The organism is Caballeronia sp. 11_S32 (genome assembly GCF_056930355.1).
The window spans coordinates 340287-358477 of the sequence record NZ_JBXOWH010000006.1; the positions used below are offsets into that span (position 1 = coordinate 340287).

General features: G+C 59.2%; 17 protein-coding genes. 8 read left to right on the plus strand and 9 right to left on the minus strand.

Features of this window, described 5'->3' with window-relative positions; translation table 11 throughout:
* Positions 1–24 precede the first annotated feature (24 nt).
* Positions 25–969: an AEC family transporter gene (locus AC1Z32_RS40325; RefSeq protein ID WP_483484436.1), complete on the minus strand. Its 945-nt coding sequence runs from the start codon at positions 967–969 to the stop codon at positions 25–27.
* A 463-nt stretch (positions 970–1432) separates the two neighbouring features.
* Between AC1Z32_RS40325 and AC1Z32_RS40330 the strand changes: the two genes are divergently transcribed.
* Positions 1433–1717 carry an antibiotic biosynthesis monooxygenase family protein gene (locus tag AC1Z32_RS40330; RefSeq protein ID WP_483484437.1) on the plus strand — a complete coding sequence of 95 codons (285 nt, stop codon included), beginning with the start codon at positions 1433–1435 and terminating at the stop codon, positions 1715–1717.
* Positions 1718–2173: 456 nt separating this feature from the next.
* A complete protein-coding gene (locus AC1Z32_RS40335; RefSeq protein ID WP_483484438.1) occupies positions 2174–2473 on the plus strand; it encodes a DUF3331 domain-containing protein in 300 nt (99 codons plus the stop codon).
* A gap of 91 nt (positions 2474–2564) precedes the next feature.
* Here the strand turns inward: AC1Z32_RS40335 and AC1Z32_RS40340 are convergent, their stop codons facing one another.
* The 6 genes from AC1Z32_RS40340 to AC1Z32_RS40365 all read right to left on the minus strand — a co-directional run bounded on the left by AC1Z32_RS40340 (position 2565) and on the right by AC1Z32_RS40365 (position 9236).
* The gene (locus AC1Z32_RS40340; RefSeq protein ID WP_483484439.1) at positions 2565–3425 is read right to left on the minus strand and encodes a fumarylacetoacetate hydrolase family protein; all 861 of its coding nucleotides are present in this window, start codon (positions 3423–3425) and stop codon (positions 2565–2567) included.
* A 115-nt stretch (positions 3426–3540) separates the two neighbouring features.
* A complete protein-coding gene (locus tag AC1Z32_RS40345) occupies positions 3541–4713 on the minus strand; it encodes a c-type cytochrome (protein ID WP_483484440.1) in 1173 nt (390 codons plus the stop codon).
* Positions 4714–4922: 209 nt separating this feature from the next.
* Positions 4923–6701: a GMC family oxidoreductase gene (locus AC1Z32_RS40350; protein WP_483484520.1), complete on the minus strand. Its 1779-nt coding sequence runs from the start codon at positions 6699–6701 to the stop codon at positions 4923–4925.
* Between the two features lie 7 nt (positions 6702–6708).
* On the minus strand, positions 6709–7368 hold the full coding sequence (locus AC1Z32_RS40355; RefSeq protein ID WP_483484441.1) for a gluconate 2-dehydrogenase subunit 3 family protein: 660 nt from the start codon (positions 7366–7368) through the stop codon (positions 6709–6711).
* Between the two features lie 346 nt (positions 7369–7714).
* Complete coding sequence (locus tag AC1Z32_RS40360; protein WP_483484442.1) at positions 7715–7960, minus strand: hypothetical protein; 246 nt, start codon at positions 7958–7960, stop codon at positions 7715–7717.
* Positions 7961–8204: 244 nt separating this feature from the next.
* On the minus strand, positions 8205–9236 hold the full coding sequence (locus AC1Z32_RS40365; protein ID WP_483484443.1) for an NADP-dependent oxidoreductase: 1032 nt from the start codon (positions 9234–9236) through the stop codon (positions 8205–8207).
* A gap of 260 nt (positions 9237–9496) precedes the next feature.
* Between AC1Z32_RS40365 and AC1Z32_RS40370 the strand changes: the two genes are divergently transcribed.
* A complete protein-coding gene (locus AC1Z32_RS40370; RefSeq protein ID WP_483484444.1) occupies positions 9497–9958 on the plus strand; it encodes a GTP-binding protein in 462 nt (153 codons plus the stop codon).
* Between the two features lie 84 nt (positions 9959–10042).
* Entirely contained in the window at positions 10043–10201 is a 159-nt protein-coding gene (locus AC1Z32_RS40375; RefSeq protein WP_483484445.1) for a hypothetical protein, read from the plus strand.
* 158 nt (positions 10202–10359) lie between these two features.
* Here the strand turns inward: AC1Z32_RS40375 and AC1Z32_RS40380 are convergent, their stop codons facing one another.
* Entirely contained in the window at positions 10360–11199 is an 840-nt protein-coding gene (locus AC1Z32_RS40380) for a patatin-like phospholipase family protein (protein ID WP_483484446.1), read from the minus strand.
* Complete coding sequence (locus tag AC1Z32_RS40385) at positions 11199–12656, minus strand: flavin-containing monooxygenase (RefSeq protein ID WP_483484447.1); 1458 nt, start codon at positions 12654–12656, stop codon at positions 11199–11201. Before AC1Z32_RS40385 ends, AC1Z32_RS40380 begins: the two co-directional genes overlap by 1 nt.
* A 499-nt stretch (positions 12657–13155) precedes the next feature.
* On the opposite strand from AC1Z32_RS40385, the gene AC1Z32_RS40390 reads away from it, so the two are divergent.
* From AC1Z32_RS40390 to AC1Z32_RS40405, 4 genes are read left to right on the plus strand one after another with little or no spacing between them, the layout of a single operon-like run.
* Positions 13156–13926, plus strand: a complete 771-nt coding sequence (locus tag AC1Z32_RS40390; protein ID WP_483484448.1) for an SDR family NAD(P)-dependent oxidoreductase — start codon at positions 13156–13158, stop codon at positions 13924–13926.
* A gap of 15 nt (positions 13927–13941) precedes the next feature.
* Positions 13942–14976 (plus strand): phosphotransferase, encoded by a 1035-nt coding sequence (locus tag AC1Z32_RS40395; RefSeq protein WP_483484449.1) that lies wholly within the window; start codon positions 13942–13944, stop codon positions 14974–14976.
* 58 nt (positions 14977–15034) lie between these two features.
* On the plus strand, positions 15035–16240 hold the full coding sequence (locus AC1Z32_RS40400) for an acyl-CoA dehydrogenase family protein (protein ID WP_483484450.1): 1206 nt from the start codon (positions 15035–15037) through the stop codon (positions 16238–16240).
* A gap of 50 nt (positions 16241–16290) precedes the next feature.
* A complete protein-coding gene (locus tag AC1Z32_RS40405) occupies positions 16291–17970 on the plus strand; it encodes a fatty acid--CoA ligase (protein ID WP_483484451.1) in 1680 nt (559 codons plus the stop codon).
* Positions 17971–18191 lie beyond the last annotated feature (221 nt).

Sequence of the window (18191 nt, forward strand, 5' to 3'; positions counted from 1 at the left end):
CAATAAGCCGCGTGTGCCTAGCCTCTAAACGAAACGCAGCAGATAGATGGTGATCGTCAGGGTCACCGCGGACGAGATGCTCGATGCGACCAGTGTCGAACCCGCGGTCGTATCGTCGATGTCGTAAGCAAGCCCGAAAAGGATGCCGAACGAGCCACATGGTATCGCAGCCAGCAGCACGAGCTGACCGGCGATGGGTGCGGGCACGGAGAAAACCAGCACGCATAGCCACGCGAGCAGCGGTTGAGCGACATGCCCGAGCAACAGCGAGACGAACACTTCCGTGTTCAGGCGGATCGGGAGAGCGGCGAGGATTAGGCCGGTGGAGAAAAGCGCGAGACCGGCCGTCGTGCCCCCAATGATGCCCAGCGACTGGGCGATCAGGTCAGGCATCCGGATTCCGACCAGCGAGAAGGTGATACCCGCAAGCGGTGCGAGGACAACAGGCTTCAGGAAGGTGTTGAGCAGCGCCGCAGCGAGCAGCTGTGTTTGTGGCTGGCGGGGAGGCTTGGCGCCGCGGGCTCGCTCGAGCAGGATCAGACAGGCCGGCGACATCACGACAGAGGCGATTGTAATCGCGAACGCTACGGTCAATGTGCTCGATTCGCCATATATGGCGACGAGTAGCGGCAGGCCGACTGCCGCAAAATTCGGCATGCCAATCGTTACCGCTCGCACGGCAGCGCGGCTCGGGTCTACGTGAAAGACATACTTCGACAACGCAAGCGAAGCGAAGTACGGCGCCAGCATGAAGATCACAATGACTGCAACAGGCATCAAGTGGCTGTCGAGCTGTGCGCGTGGTATCCGTGCGGTATAGACGAAGAGGGCAAACGGGAGCGCGTAGTCGACCAGCATCTTGTTGATTGACGCGATCGGCATGTTGTTCCCATTGCGCTTTCCCGCGAAGTAACCTGCCAAGATTGAAAAGAAGAATGGAATTAGGGCATGGGATATCTCGGCAATCATGGCAGTTCCTGAGTGTGGCCCGGCAATGGTGGCGGCTTTCGGGCGACGCAGCGCAAAAATGCGAGATTGCTCCCGGCAAGATAGTCGCCCTCGCCAACATGACAACATGGCGGTCCTTTTTCACCCCCCCGGGAGAGGGGGTAGAGCAGTCCGCGGATTGGCGCTATGGTTGATTTGACTACGCCGAAGGTCGGCGTTCGAGAAACCACGACGCTCGCGACGAGCGCAGCTGAATCGCGGCACATGTTTCGTTTCGGGAGAGTGGCAATGCTGCGCGAGGCGGCCCGAGCGTCGGGCAATCAGACGGGTGTTCGCGACGTGGGTCAACTCGACAGCTATGCAGGATGCGCGTCGCTCGGCCCGCCTCATCCGCTTTGTGAGTGTCGCTGGACCGGGCCGGATCTGCCTCGAACCCAAAACCTCAATAGCGGCGCGACCATCGAGGAAGCTGGAGTAACCAACCATGATTCTCGAGATTGCCGAGATCGACATCCTGGAAAACGACGAGCCGGGGTTCAAGCGAGCGGTCGCCGAGGCGAAGCCTCTGATCGAGCGCGCGCCCGGTTGCCAGGGCGCGCATTTGTACCGCGGCATCGAGCAACCGGCGCACTACCGTTTGATGGTGCAATGGGAAAGTGTCGAACGCCATGATGCATTTCGTGCAACGGCCGATTACCAGCGCTGGCGCGAACTAGCCGGGCCTTTCTTCGCCGGTCCGCCGTCGGTCGAGCACATGCGCGAAGTCTGACACCCCGCGCGCAGGAAATTGTCCATCTTCGCTCGCGCTTGGCGCACTCGTCGGGCGTTGCTCGTATATCGTTTGCGAGGAGATGGAGCAGTGGAGCTTCCCGATCTCAGCACGCGACCTCATCGGCGAGATGGTCGAACGGCCGGTTCGTTGCCGACGATCTCCTGGCGGTCGAAATATCGCTTCCACCGTTGCTGCTGGGGCGGTTCGTGTACACGACAGGTATATTTCGTCCGCTCCGTAGATGAGGGTGAATGGACAATAGGCCGTCGTATATCGAACCTTTCAACTTTATAAAATGATGATCGGTCCCGCGGTCGGCCGGGTGATTGGCTGCGCGCTAAATGTGTTCTCGCTCGGCGACCTCGTAGCGCGCTGCTACGGTAGAGTTCACCGCGTCCCGCATGCGCGTCTGTCCAGGAACCATATCCGACAGCACGGTTTTGAGAGCGCGACATGCTTGACTCGAGTTCACGATTGGATGAGGTGGCAAGGGCGGAATTCTTTCGTCAGTTTGCGCACGTTCAGGTGACGGTGCTGGAATGCGTCGGAAGCGCGTTGATGGTTCGCTGGGTCGAACCCGGTGTCCGGCATTTCGGCGAGCAATACTGGCGACGCGGGATCGCTAGTCGCTGCGGCATCTGCGTGCTTTCGCGCAAGCAGATAAAACGTGGCGACGAAGTGTTTCGTCCGGCAGGACGCCCGCGGCCGGCCAATTTCGGCGCGATGATTCTGGCCAGTGAGGTGCTGTGTTGACCGCCTGCTTGAGAAATCTTCTCAAAGGCACTGCGGTGGGGGCGAGCCCGCGCTGGGCCGAACCGCGCCGCCCCTAACGTCTGGATTCGAATCACGACGCGTCAACGACATTCCTGAGGATGCCAATTTGCTCGATCTCTACCTCGCAGACATCGCCTGGACGCATCCAGAGTTGCGGCTGGCGCGCCATGCCGATGCCTGCGGGCGTGCCGGTCGCGATTACATCGCCGGGCTCGAGCGTCATCACTTCGCTGATGGTGACAATCAGCGTCGCGACATCGAAGATCATATCCTTCGTATTGCTCTCCTGAACGACGGCGCCGTTGAGGCGGGTTTGAATCTTGAGACCGGCTGCACCAGGGGGCAGTTCGTCTGCGCTTACTAGTTCGGGGCCTAGTGCGCCAGTTTCGTCGAAGTTCTTTCCGACCGTCCATTGCGGCGTCTTGAATTGATAGTCCCGCAAGGTCGCGTCGTTGAAGACCGTATATCCAGCCACGTGGTTCAATGCGTCGTCTCGCCCTATGCGCCGCCCTTGCTTGACAATCACGACGGCCAGCTCCCCTTCATAGTCGAGTTGATCGGATTCGGGAGGCTTGCGGATCGCTGCGCCGTGCGCGATCAGGCTGCTGCGAAATCGTGCGAACAGTGTCGGATAAGAAGGTACTTCGTAGCCGGCCTCCTGCGAGTGCTCAGCATAGTTGAGACCGACGCATATTATTTTCTCCGGCCGCGTGACGGGCGGAAGGAGTGTGCAGTCGGATAGATGCAGTGGTTTACCGCTCGAAAGCAGCTGCTGGCCGGCTTGCATCAACGCCGCCGAGCCGCTGGCAAGGAGTGTATCGAGATCGCCGGGATAATCCGAGTCGAGACATGTCGAGCTCAGATATTGCCCATCCACGGCGCGGATGGCAAGACCGCGCGAGCCCTCGCGTACGAAGCTGATGAATCGCATGATGACCGTCCGATGGTTGAGGAAGGGTGAACCGAAAGACATAAGTTCGCACCGAACCGCTCTTCGGCCGCGTGTAGGGTTCGTGGTCCTGCGTACCCTGGGAAGGCACCTTATGTTATCGCCCGACTGGGTCGCGGGCTTCGTCGCCGACCTCATTCGCGACGCCCGCGCGAATGAGGTTGAATTGGGCGGGGTCGATCTGGTGCCGTACGGATGTGACGTCCGCAGCGCTCACGTGGCCAGCGCTATTCCCCCAACTGCCGCGAATGAATGTCGCGAGTTCGGCAACCTGTGCGTCGGTAAGGCGCCAGCCGAATGCAGGCATCGCAAGTGGCGTGGGATCCGACGCCGTCCCCGGCATACGCGAGCCCGTCAGGATCACATGAATGACCGACGATGGATCGTCGGTGACGACGACAGCATTACCGGCGAGGGCGGGAAATGCCTTCATCGCGCCACCTCCGTCTGACCGGTGGCACGCATTGCAGTTGTTGAGGTACAACAGCGCGCCGTTTGTTTGTGCGGCACCCGATCGCAGCGCGATGATTGCGCTGCCCGGCGCGCGCGGCCCACTCGAATGAACGGGTTGTGCTTGCATCGAATGCGAGTCACGTGAAAGCGCGAGGCTGTTTAGATAGTCTGCAATGGCATACAGATCGGCCGCAGAAAGGTATTGCGTACTGTTCTCCACGACTTCGGACATACCGCCGAACGCGGCGCTGCCATGAGTTCGCCCGGTTCGTAGAAATTGAACCATGTCCTCTTGAGACAATTTCCCGGACCTCAGGCTTGGCGCGTGCCAGCCACTGAGCGTGTATCCACTGAGGTATAGGTCTTGACCTCGCTCGTCGAAGGCTTTCTCCTGACCCGTTAGGCCGTGAGGCGTATGGCAGGCGCCGCAGTGTGCGAGTCCTTGCACGAGGTAGGCGCCGCGGTTCCACTCGGCGCCGCGTGTGGGGTCCGGACTATATATTCCGTCAGGGCGAAACAGCAGGTTCCATCCCATGAGGAGTGCGCGGAAATTGAACGGAAAGCGCAGTTGCGTTTTGGTATTCGCGCGATCGACCGGGCGCACGCCGTGCATGAAATAGGCGTAGAGGGCATGGATATCGTCGTCGCTCACCTTGGAGAACGAGGGGTAAGGCATTGCGGGATAGAGCGGGTGTCGATCTTTCGCGATGCCTTCGCGCATCGCCGCCGCGAAATCGTCGTACGTGTACTTGCCGATTCCGTGGGTTGGATCCGGTGTGATGTTCGTCGAATAGATTGTGCCGAACGGTGTGGCCATTGGCAGTCCGCCAGCGAACGGCTGGTCGCGCTGCGACGTATGGCAAGCGACGCAGTCGCCAACGCGGGCGAGATACGCTCCGCGTGTCACAAGCTCGGCATCCCCCGCGCTCCTACCGGATTGTGGCGAGGTGTTTGTCATGAATAGCGCAAGCAGCAGCCCGCATGACATTCCAGCAAGCTTCGTACGTGGCGCACGCATGGCGTTTCCTATGTCGGAAGCAACGGACCCGGGCTCTTCAGATAGTTTTCGCGGATCGCGCGCGCCGCGAAGTACGCCTGCGCGCCGACCATGCCGGTCGGGTTGTAGGCCCAGTTTTGCGGAAAGGCACAGGCACCTGTCACGAACACGTTGTGCACGTCCCACGATTGCAGATATTTGTTCACGACGCTCGTCTCGGGATCGTTGCCACAGACCGCCCCGCCGGTTGTATGTGTCGTCTGGTAAGGCCGCGTGTCGAAGTGGTCGCCGACCTTGCCGACATGGACCGACATTGATTTCGGCTTCATCGCATGCGCGACTAGCGCGGCTTTATCGGTCACAAAACGGGTCATGCGCATTTCGTTGTCGTGCCAGTCGAAGGTCATGCGCAGCAGTGGCAGGCCGTACGCGTCGCGGTACGTCGGATCGAGATCCAGGTAATTGGTACGATACGACATAACCGAGCCTGCCGTGCCGATCGAGAACGAATGGAGGTAGCTATCCTTGAGGACCTTCTTCCACCGCGTTCCCCAGTTCGGCGTGCCTTCGGGCAGCAGCGTCTGCCCAATCGGGCGGCCGCCAGTGACCATGGCGCTGATATACGCGCCGCCTACGAAACCCGCTGCGGCATGGTCGAAGTGATCTGCGTTGAAGTCATCGAATGCTTGGCCGCCCGAGCCGGCCCCGATGAATGGATCGATGTGGACATCCTTGTCGAAGAACAGCGATATTGCGCTGTTCTTCTGATACGCAAAATTTCTGCCGACCGTCCCTTTTCCGTTCACCGGATCGTACGGCGTCCCGATACGCGAGAGCAGCAGCAGGCGCACGTTGTGCATCTGGAATGCGCAGAGCACGACTATGCGCGCGGGCTGAAAGACCTCGCGGCCCTGAGCGTCCAGATAAGTTACGCCCGTGGCGCGTCTGCTGGACGAATCGAGTTGGACGTGCGTCACATGGGAGCGATCGCGCAACTCAAAATTTGGCTTCACCAACAGGGCGGGCAGGATGCAGGTTTGCGGAGACGCCTTTGCATACATGTAGCAGCCGAATCCCTCGCAGTAACCGCAAAAGTTGCACGGACCAAGTTGCATTCCATACGGATTCTGATACGCAATCGATGCATTGGACGCAGGAATCGGGAACGGATGGAAGCCGACCTGACTTGCCGCCCGCCTGAACAGGGTTGCAGGATAGTTGTCGGCGAGTGGGGGACAGGGGTAGTCACGTTGACGTATCGCTTCGAACGGATTGCCGCCGCCAACGATCTTGCCGCGCAGGTTACCGGCCTTGCCAGAAGTACCCATGAGGGCCTCGACGCGCTCGAAGTACGGCTCGAGTTCCTCCGACGTGTAGGGCCAGTCCTGGATCGTCATGTCGTCCGGAATGAACCGTGAGCCGTAGCGCTGCGTGTAAAGGGAGCGAATCTTCAGGTCGGCCGCATTCGCGCGCCAGGTCGTGCCGTTCCAGTGAACGCCGGCGCCGCCTACGCCCGTGCCGAGCAGGAACGCTCCGGGCTGTCGGTAGGGCAGCGCTTCGTCGTTTGGCGAGTGCCGGATCGTGACCGTTTCGCGCGCGAGATTCTGCATCAGCTTGTGTCGCTGAATATAGGTGAGCTCGTCGGCAATGGCCGGGTACGCGAATGTTGGACTCGTGTCGCGGCTTTCGCCGCGCTCGAGGCCTACGACCGTGAGGCCGGCCTCGGCCAATTCGATACCCATGATAGCGCCGGTCCAACCCATGCCTACGAGGACCGCGTCCACTTCGGGCTTCGTTATCTGGGGCATTCGCACCTCAATCCGGTCGACCGTCGATGTCGATCGGGCCATACGGATAGCGCGTGCCTGTACCGACCCAGTCGAGAAAGTCCGCTCGAGCTCCTGGGAAGCCGATCATTTTCCAACTGCCCATCTCCTTGTTGCCTCCATGTATCGGATCTGACAGGTAGCCCTCCTTCGTGTTAGCAAGCAGAAATGCGAAGAAGTCGCTCGACGAAATTTCTTCGAAGGCCATTACGCCGGATTCCAGGCGTTCGAGCACGTCGGTCTGTTGTGATCGCGAGAGATCGGCAAACCGCTTGCCGGCGAATTCGCGTCTGCATCTTTCGTCCGTCGCACGAATGCCGGCCTTATACAGCTCGCGTGGCGTGAGCCTAAATTGATAGCCGAAGAGCGGTGATGCGGCGCGAAAGGGGCCGTGCATGTACCAATGACTGGCATAACCGAAGCCCGTCTCAAGTTGCATATCGATGAACATGGGCACATTCAGGTCGATTGCTCCCGGTCCCTCTTCGTCGTATGGAATCAGCCGGTCCACAGCGGCGAGCACGAAGGGCCACTCGTCATGCGAAAAAAACTTCGGACGATAGTCCTCAAGTGAGATTGCCTGAGTCGTCGACTGCAATGCGGCATCGTCACCAGGGTGACAGGAGCCGAGCGCCACGGAGGCGGGCACGATCGCTATCCGCCGGAGAAACTCACGTCTGCCGGGCTGCGGTGGCGTGTCAGAGGGGGACTGGGGGTCGCACATCGATGGATCTCCCGCAGTTGCTCGGTATCGTCGCGCGCATAACCCTCAGTATCGCGGCCAGCTGGGGCGATGCGCCCCTCGACGGGCATAAGCCCAAGATTTTTCCTTCCAGCCTTTGCGCGTCGCGACAACCGTTGACGATATACGGCAGGCTAGCTGTCGCGTAACGAAATGGCAGCCCCCTGTTCGGGGAGGGGTGTCTGAACCTTAAATGCGCTTGCATTCGCCCGGGTGGTTCCCACGGGCGAATGCCACCGCAGCTTGCACACATTCATGTGCTGTCGCGGGAAGCGGATCCCACAGCGGCGGAAGGCAGGCAGGACGGTCCGTGGCACAACGTGACGATGGACTCAAGATCCATCTCCCACTCAAGCACCTGCTTGACCTCCTTGCAGTGGGGAGTGCCCGCGAGCTCATCATGCCCGCCCAGCACGAACACTGCGAGCTTGAGCGGTTGTTTGGACTTGGGCAGGTACTTGTGATACGTGCTCTGCACTGCATCGTCCTCTTGCGGCATCGCCCAGAGCTCGAGCTTGACTGGGTTTCCCCCAGGGCGCTGCGATTTCGATTTCGAAGTTGGCCTGATCCGTGTGGTACTTGGGCAGCAGCATCTCTACCGGGTGCTTGCCGGTCGAGAACATCCTGCCGTGGGTCATGAGAATCTAGTGCCCATCGGACGCGATCATCAGGACCTTCCATTTAGGGATTCCGATAGTACGTGCCGGCTATCGTTAGCGTGTCAGAATGAGGCGCGCAGAAGGCTATTCTCGCGCCACGCGAACGACGACCTTGCCGAAGTTCTTGCCTGCGAGCAAGCCGAGGAATGCTTGCGGCGCGTGCTCCAGTCCTTCGACGAAATCCTCATGCACCTTGACCTTGCCCTGGGCGACCCATGCGCTCATGTCGCGCAAGAATTCGTCGTAGTCGCTCGCATAGTGGTCGCCGATAATGAAGCCCTGGATGTGGATGCGCTTGAAAAGGAGCATCTCGAGGAAGCCAGGCAAATGGTCGAGCCCCTTTGGCGCTTCACTTGAGTTGTATTGCGAGATCAGGCCACACAGCGGAATGCGCGCGCCCACATTGAGCAGCGGCCGGACCGCTTCGAGAATGGCGCCACCCACGTTCTCAAAGTAGACGTCGATGCCCTGCGGACAGGCCGTGGCCAGTTGTGCAGCGAAATCCGGCGCGTGGCGGTCAAGGCAGACATCGAAGCCAAGCTGCTCCGCTACGTAGCGGCATTTTTCGGCGTCACCGGCAATACCCACGACGCGCGCGCCCTTAAGTTTTGCAATCTGGCCGACCACGGCGCCCACCGCGCCGCTCGCCGACGCCACGACCACGGTTTCGCCCGGCTTTGGCTCGCCGATCTTCAGCAAGCCCCAATACGCGGTAAAGCCCGTCATGCCGAGCACGCTCAGTGCGTGCGAGGGATGCTCGATGCCGTCGATACGCGCAAGACCGTCGCCGTCCGATAGCGTGTAGTCCTGCCAGCCGGCATGGGCGAGCACAATGTCGCCCACCTCGTATTGCGCATGCTTCGAGGCGACGACGCGGCTCACAGTCGCCCCCACCATAGGTTCGCCAAGCGCGACGGGCGGCGCGTAGGAAGCCGTATCGTTCATGCGCGTGCGCATATAGGGGTCCAGTGACAGATAGAGCGTTCGAAGCAGCACTTCGCCATCAGCGGGCGGGAGTACGGCCGCTTCGTCGAGGCGGAAATTGTCGTGAGAAGGGGTGCCGTGGGGCCTCGAATGAAGCACGACGCGGCGATTGACGATCGGGTCTCGTGACATGCGTGAATCCTCAATGGGTTGCGTCGCCGGTGCGCGAGTCGGATGTCGAAGCGGACAGGATGCGCAAGCCGGTGATTGTCAGTGCATTCGGATTATAGGTCGGTGGCCAGCGTCGAATGCGGCGCAAGCGGAGAATCATCGTTGCTCGCGACGTGTGAATCGCACCGTTAGCGCTTTCCGCACTTGTTCAAGTCGCTGAACGGCGCGGCCAGGATTCACGTCGACGCAGTTGACGCAATCTTTCTGCCTCCTTTCGCGATATGATCGGACTCGTACCGCACCTCGAACTGAATGTCGTGACCGGTTTCCTCGGCGGTCGACACGACGTTGTTGCTGAAGCGCTATCTGCGGCGGCAGCTTTGTGGGTTCCACGCTCGTCACCATCGACGAATTCGGCTGCGCTCTATCGACGACTGGCTCATGCCTCATCTGAAAAGTCCGAGATCGCCAACGGATGTCTATGCTGCACGGCGCAGGAAGAGCTGCAGCAGGCGCTTGAGCTGCATGTTCCGATGCGAAGCGCGTGGGAGTTGCCTGAACTGCAATGCAGCATCGTTTACACCAGCGGAAGGGCCGATCCCACGCCTATCCTCGGCAGAGAATCTCGACGAATACATCACCGTCGACCCGTGCGTGACGGCATTCGACGCGCTCGAAGGCTTGCAGGACGCTTGCCCAGTTCACCGAAGCCATTTCGCCGCTCGCTGCCCCAGATCGCGTGACGGGACCAACGCAAACGTCGCCGATAGCAGGGCCTCGACGCGCTGACGACGGCGACCTCGCAGTCGATCCCTCATGCGGACATCATGCTGAAACAAATTGCCGGATGTGATATTCGCGCCGTCGAAAGCGGATTCATCGATAGCCCGCTTCGCGCGGTGAACACCGCCGCGCATCTGCACACCGGCACGGTACGTAGCTTTTCTACCGTGCTCGCACGCTCGGTCGATTGGGTGCCGCTATGATCGTCTCCGCTGAGCATGGCGTGTGTTTCATCGCTAACTTCCAAAAGTATTTGATAGCGTCGCGCCGATAGGTCGACCTACCCTCGGCCTATCCCACGCCCAACAAAATGCCCGGATCATCCAACGCGCTCGGGCCGAGCCGGGCAACTTTCAGGACTTTAGAGCCAGAAGGGCCCCAGCGATGGTGCCGCAGCGCGCCCCTGACGGTAGCCCTCTCTCGCGCTCTTGGCCGCCGCCGCTGGATCAAGGAACTCGGACATGGCGGCGGATGCAACCGGATCCGGTCGTATTAGATGGACGACCGACCTATCCTCCAACGTCCGGACGTCTGCCGTTGCCCCTAAATCCATGGGCTGCAGGACCAGCACACGAGCGAATCCATTGGCTAAGTCAATATTCGTAGCGGACCGGAACGAGCCATCAATATACCGCAGCCCGTCGATCGACACTGCCGGCCAGACAACAGGAATGGCGCAACTCGCGGCGACAGCATCGACCAGGCTGACACCGGAGTTCCTATCAAAAACGCGAAGCTTGCCGGTCAAGGCGTCGGCCGCCGTAAGCCACAATTCCGGACCCCACTCCGGCCACGCGTGGGACGGGAGACGGTTCCCGATGATGCGACGCCGTTCGTCTTCGGGCACTCGATCCTGAGCGAGTGCAAGCGCACCGATTCTTGCTCTTGCGCGCTCACCATCCGGCTCGGAACTCATAATCTCCGAGAACCGGGCTATCAGTTGGCGCACGTCGAGGTCGAGGACTGGCTCCGCTGCAACGCTCCCATCAATCTGCCGGCGGAAGAGGGCAGATACCGATGTGGACGACGAGATCTGGGCGGCGACGGTGGCCCCTGCAGATGTTCCGATCAGGACATCCGCGGCTGCGACAACATCGATGCCAGAACGGGCGAGACCTGCGATCACCCCGATCTCCCAAGCGATGCCGGTGACGCCGCCGCCACCGAGGACAACCGCCCGCTCCTTGCAGACGGGCTCCACTAGGCGGCCTCCACACTGGTTGAGCGGACGTTGAAGTCTGAGAAGGCGACGTCGCGCATCGTCTCTTCCAGTTGCGTCATTGTGAGCGGATTGACGAGAGGGACGCCACTTGCGTCGAGATACCAGCTTGTACAGCCGCCCGTGTACCAGATGGTCTGCTTCGCGCGGTCGCGGGCGTCGTCGATGAACTTTTCTGCGCTATCCAGACGCGGCGCGATCTCGACATCGTCGCTGATCACTTTTTCGATCAACTGAGCCACATAATTCACATGGTTCTCAATGATCTCGATGATCGAGATACTGCCACCCGGCGAGAACGGACCGTTGACCATGAAAAAGTTCGGCATATACGGCAAGGCAACGGATTTGTAGTTCAGGAAAACCTTTCCCCAAATATCATCGAGCGTCATTCCGTTCTCACCCGTCACTTGCATAGGACGGAGATAGCTGTCCGCGTGGAAGCCGGTCGCGAGCACGAGTATGTCCAACGGGCGCAAGGAGCCGTCCGCCAACCGGATTCCGTCCCGTTCCACCCGCGTGATACTCTCGGTGACGACGGATGCGTTCGGACGCTGGATAGCGTCATAGAATGTGCCGGAAACGACCAGACGTTTGCACCCGATGGCATAGTTGGGCGTCAATTTGGCCCTGAGGACCGGATCCTTGACCGCATTCAGCGCATCCAAACATGCTTTGTCGCGCGCGGAGGCGTTGGCCTCCGTGACGATGCCCTCGAACAGATCTTGGAAACGTTCGCGCGCCTTGCCATATGCGCGAGCCGCTTCGGTCTCGGACGACCGGGCACGCTCCAGTTCATGTGGATCGATTGGCTCGTTGCGCCAGGGATATACCCACTGGGCCGTCCGTTGGAAGAGATCCACGTGCGCAGCTGCATCGACGGTCGCGCTCACGATCTGCACTGCGGACGAGCCGGTCCCGATGATCCCGATGCGTTTGCCGTTCAGGGAAAGCTCAGGATCCCATTGAGCCGAGTGGACGACGGGGCCAGCGAAGTCGTCCAGTCCTTCGATGACGGGGAAGCGTGGGACGCGCAACCGGCCGACCGCGCCAACAACGATATCTGCCCGAATGGTTTCGCCATTGGCAGTATTGAGCAGCCACTCCCCTTCGTTCCATTCCGCGGCGATGACGTCAACGCCGAACCGAATGTGATTGTCGATCTCAAACCGTGTCGCGACGTCTCGGAAGTAGTCCCACAGTTGAGCACCTGTCGCGAACGTGCTCGTCACAGCGGTGTTAGGAGCGAAGGGGTAGCAATAATATTGCGCCGGCACGTCGCACGCCACGCCGGGATATCGGTTATCACGCCAGGTTCCGCCGACGGACTCCCCTTTTTCCAAAATCTGGAACGACGAAATGCCCATTTCTCGCAGCCGGATGCCCATTCGGATCCCGGCTGCTCCTGCGCCAATGATGATGATTCGCTTGCTACCCATCTGTTCAATTCTCCTTCAAGGTTGATGCTAGTGAACATTCCGAACCTGTCGCTGAGTTGACGGCGAGCGTCGACGCGACCAGATGCGCGCGAAGCCAGTACAAGGCGCTGACTACACGCAGCACGTTCGATATGTTTCGGCGGTTGCGCGACGAAAGCCCGGAACGGGCGTTGGGGTTGGCGCGAAGCGAGGCGTGTCAAAGGCGCTCACGGTGCGGACCGACCGGGTGATGTGCCTGTTGGAGGACGTCGTCAACGAACGCGCGTTTTCCACTGCCAATATGATGCCGTGGCTCGAGCCGTCGAATACAACCCGAGTAGGCAAATCATATTTCCTAGAGGTGCATAAGTATCAACCGCCCCCCGAGAGGGGGGCTGGATGCATCTCACCGATTGGATACTCTTTCAATGCAGGTTCATCCTGCCCGAGGTTCAATCAAGCGCCTCGTGCCGCGCAAATGCTTGACTGAATGTGGCGCCATATCAGCTGGACGGAATATATGAACGACTCTCTGTTTGACATCTCGGGCAAAACCATACTTGTGACTGGTGCATTCGGAGGGCTTGGCCTCCACTTTGCCAACATGCTTGCTAGAAGAGGCGCGCGTGTAGCCATGGCGGGGCGGCGGATTGAAGTGGGAAGGACTGAGGCTGAGGCTCTGGTTGAGCAAGGCCTCGACGTCGCGCCTTTCGAACTTGACATCACACGCGAAGAGCAGGTCGAAGGCGTACTCACCAAGGTCGTGGAGCGTTTTGGATCTATCGATGTTCTCGTCAACAACGCGGGTGTGACAAAAACGAGACCGCTTCTCGATATGACGCCGGTCGACTGGACTTCAGTGATTGACGTTAATCTGAATGGGGCGTGGTACGTCGCGCAAGCGGTCGCTCGAAAGATGACCGAACAGGACGACGGCGGGAGCATCATCAATATTGCTTCGATCTTAGGCCGCCGCGTTGCGCAGCAGGTGCCTGCCTATATCGCTAGCAAGGCAGCCCTGTTACGCCTCACCGAGGCCATGGCACTTGAGTTGGCACGCCATAATATCCGCGTAAACGCTATCGAGCCCGGCTACATCGAAACGGACATGAACCGTGGCTTTCTTCAGTCGGAAGCGGGCGTTGCGTTACGCAAACGTATCCCGCAGCGACGGTTTGGGCACCCCGACAGTCTTGATGGCGCGTTATTGCTGCTTGCTTCGGATGCGTCCTCATTCATAACGGGGACTTCAATTGCGGTCGATGGTGGCCACAGTATCAATTCCCTGTGAGAGCCTAGGTTAGCTATGAGCACCCCTCCCAACGAGCAGCACGATTTTGATGTTGCACGACTCAATGACTTTCTCCAATCCGCGATCGGACATTTCTCTGGGCCGGTCGAGGTGCAACGCTTCGAGGGAGGACAGTCGAATCCGACCTACAAAATTAAGGCCGACGGTCATCGCTACGTGCTGCGCAAAAAGCCCGGAGGCGTGTTACTCCCCTCCGCGCACGCGATTGAACGGGAGTATCGAGTAATAGAAGCATTGAGTCACGTCGATTTTCCCGTCCCTCGACCGATCGCGTTCTGCGCGGAGAGTCATGTGATTGGAACTCCGTTTTATCTCATGGAGATGGTCGACGGACGCATCTTCTGGGACCCCTCGTTATCGGATTTGCCGAAGCGAGAGCGGAGTGCGATCTATGATGAAATGAACTCTGTGCTCGCCGCTCTGCATGGCTTGGACCCTGCGCGGATCGGACTTGCCGATTACGGGCGAAGCGGGAACTACTTCGAGCGTCAGGTCAACCGCTGGTCGGTGCAGTATCGAGCTTCCGAGACACACGAAATCGCTGCCATGGAAAGGCTGATGGAGTGGCTCCCGCAGCATATTCCCAAAGGTGAGGAGACGCGCCTCGTCCACGGGGATTTCCGTTTGGACAACCTTATCTTTCACCCCACGGAGCCCCGTGCGCTAGCGCTGCTTGATTGGGAGCTGTCGACACTGGGCCATCCTTTGGCGGACCTGGCATACAACTGCATGGCGTGGCACATCCCGCCCGAACTGTTTCGTGGCATTTCGGGATTGAACTTGCCCGGGCTTGGCATTCCGTCGGAAGAGGAGTATGTGCGCGCTTACTGTCGACGCACTCAGCGGCCAGAAATAGAAAAGTGGAATTTCTATCTCGCATGCAGCATGTTTCGGCTTGCGTCAATCCTCCAAGGTGTCTACAGGCGAGCATTGGATGGGAATGCGTCTGCACGCAACGCTGCCGAAACGGGTCGAAAAGCCGAAGCGCTTGCTGAGCTTGCATGGAGCATTGCGACGCAAGGGCGCTAAGATTCACTTAATGCCGTGCACCGTCACGGCCATGCTTTGAGAATGGAGGCAGTCGGACATGAATCTTGAATATTCCACGCAAACACAGGCGTTAAGCCAGCAGCTTGTCGGCTTCATGGACGAGTATATTTACCCGAACGAAGGTCGCCACAGCGCTGAAGTCCAAGAAGGAGACCGTTGGAAGCCGCTCGCGCTTGTGGAAGAGTTGAAAGAGAAGGCGAAAGCAGCAGGCTTGTGGAATCTCTGGCAACCGAAATCACATGGTGGGACGCTGAGCAACCTTGATTACGCGCCGCTTTGCGAGATCATGGGCCGGGTACTCTGGGCTGCAGAAATCTTCAACTGCTCTGCGCCTGATACCGGAAATATGGAGACCTTGCTGCGGTACGGGAGTCCCGAGCAGAAGGAGAAATGGCTCGCCCCGCTCTTGCGCGGTGAGATTCGCTCGTGCTTCGCGATGACAGAACCTGACGTCGCTTCCAGTGACGCTACCAACATCGAAAGCCGAATCGTCCGTGAGGGCGACCATTACGTGATAAGCGGACGAAAATGGTGGGCGTCTGGGGCGCCCGATCCGCGTTGCCAAGTCTTCATATTCATGGGAAAAACCGATCTCAATGCGAGCGCACATCAGCAACAGTCGATGGTGCTGATTCCGCGTGATACGGCCGGGGTGAACGTCAAACGCCCGCTCAACATTTTTGGCTACGACGACGCGCCCCACGGTCACGCCGAAGTCATCTTCGAGAACGTGCGGGTCCCTGTCGAGAACATTCTTCTAGGCGAAGGCCGGGGGTTTGAGATTGCACAAGGGCGCTTAGGGCCGGGTCGCATTCATCACTGCATGCGTCTTATTGGCCAGGCTGAGCGTGCCCTCGAACTGATGTGCCGTCGCGTTTCGAAACGGGTTGCGTTTGGCAAATCCATCGGTGAGCAGACCGTCACCCAAGAGCGAATTGCCGAGGCCCGCATCATGATTGATTCGGCGCGCCTGTTGACGCTTAAGGCCGCAGACACCATGGATCGTCTCGGCAACAAAGCCGCTCGCGGCGAAATCGCAATGATCAAGGTGCTTGCACCTAACGTTGCATGCCGTGTCATCGACTGGGCAATTCAAGCACACGGGGGAGGAGGTGTGTCGGACGACTTTCCGCTCGCATTCATGTATGCATTCAACCGTACGCTGCGTCTGGCCGACGGTCCCGACGAAGTGCACCGTAACGCGGTAGCGAAATTGGAGCTGGCTCGCTATGCAGACGCCTAAATGGCGCGAGACATACGGCCAGAAGCCCGCTTGAAACCCAAGAGGATCTCATGACGATCGAGTCTTGTGAATCCGACGACGTCGGCGACATGCAGTGCCAGCAGGATGAGTCGGCGTACACTTATCCTCTGTTGATCAAGCAACTCCTACATACGACCCTCTCGACTTGTCCCGAACAGCAGATTGTGTACGGCGACGAAATGCGTTACTGCTATTGGGATTTTCGTCATCGCCTCGGGCAGCTCGCGAGTGGTCTTTCCGAGGCCGGCGTAGCTCCGGGCGATACGGTAGCAGTGATGGATTGGGACAGCCATCGGTACTTGGAATGCTATTTTGCCGTACCGATGATGGGGGCGACGCTGATGACCGTGAATGTGCGATTGTCTGCGGATCAAATCCTATACACGCTGAACCATGCGGCGGCAAAAATTTTACTCGTGCATCGCGATTTTCTGCCCCTGCTGGAAGGCATTCGCGACCGACTACAGACGGTCCGCAAGTTCCTACTCATTGCCGACGGCCACGAGGTATCGGGCGATATCGCTCACTTCATGAGCGAGTACGAAGAGTTGGTGAAAGCCAGCTCTCCCGACTTTGTGTTCGCCGACTTTGACGAGAACACGCGCGCCACGACTTTCTACACGACGGGTACCACTGGACTTCCCAAGGGCGTTTCGTTTAGCCATCGTCAATTGGTACTGCATACACTAGCCGGTATGGCCGCTCTCGGTACGGCGCCGCAGCAAGGCCGCGTGCATCGCGAGGACGTGTATATGCCGATCACGCCAATGTTCCATGTACATGCTTGGGGTATGCCTTACATTGCAACCGCGATGGGACTCAAGCAAGTGTACCCGGGGCGTTACGTTGCGGAGACGTTGCTACAACTGATTGAGCGGGAATCTGTCACCTTCTCGCACTGCGTGCCCACTCTGCTCAACATGATTCTGGGATCTCCAGAAGGCATGTCAGTGGATCTCTCACGCTGGAAAGTGATTGTAGGGGGATCACCGCTATCGGAAGGTTTAACCTCCGCGGCACTCGCGCGTGGGATTGACGTTTTCACGGGATATGGCATGTCTGAGACCTGTCCACTCCTAACTCTTGCCCAAGCACGTGGATCCGCTGGCCAGAACGTGAACACGGTTCGCACGCGAGCCGGTTTGCCACTACCGCTAGTAGATCTTCGCATTGTCGACGAGCATATGCGGGATGTGCCTCGTGACGGCAGATCATCCGGTGAAGTGGTCGTGCGGGCGCCGTGGGCGACGCTAGGTTACCTCGGGGACGCGTCGGCTTCGGCCGCACTTTGGGCGGGCGGCTATCTCCACACCAACGATATCGGAGTGATCGACGCCGACGGATATCTGCAGATTACCGACCGGATAAAAGACGTCATCAAAACCGGCGGGGAGTGGGTCTCGTCTCTGGAGTTGGAAAACATTCTCTCGAGGCATCCGGCGGTGCGAGAGGCGGCTGTCATCGGAGTCAAAGATGCGAAATGGGGTGAACGGCCGCTCGCGTTAGTTGTCCTCGAAAAAGGGCACGAGGGAAAGGTAACGCCTGCGGAACTCCAAGCGCACGTCAAGCTCGTGGCGGACCGTGGCCTGATTTCCCGCTACGCAGTCCCACAACGCCTTTTGATCGTCGAGTCCCTTGATCGCACGAGCGTGGGCAAGATCAATAAACGAAGTCTGCGTGAGCGTTACCAAGCTGAATCCGGCATATAAGGTGTCAGGACGTTGGTTTCCAGTTGAAACGGCCAGAAGGCGGATGCCCATGGCCGTGCACGCCGGTCGGTTGACAGCGAGCGTCATCGAACTTAGCGCAGGGTCCAGACGAGATTCCGAAAAGCCTGGATGAGGGATTCCAAAATTGCGCGTCCGTGAATGGCTGCGGCGCCAGTCATGCTCTGCGGAACATAGTCAAATTGGGCGTGAGGCGCACATAA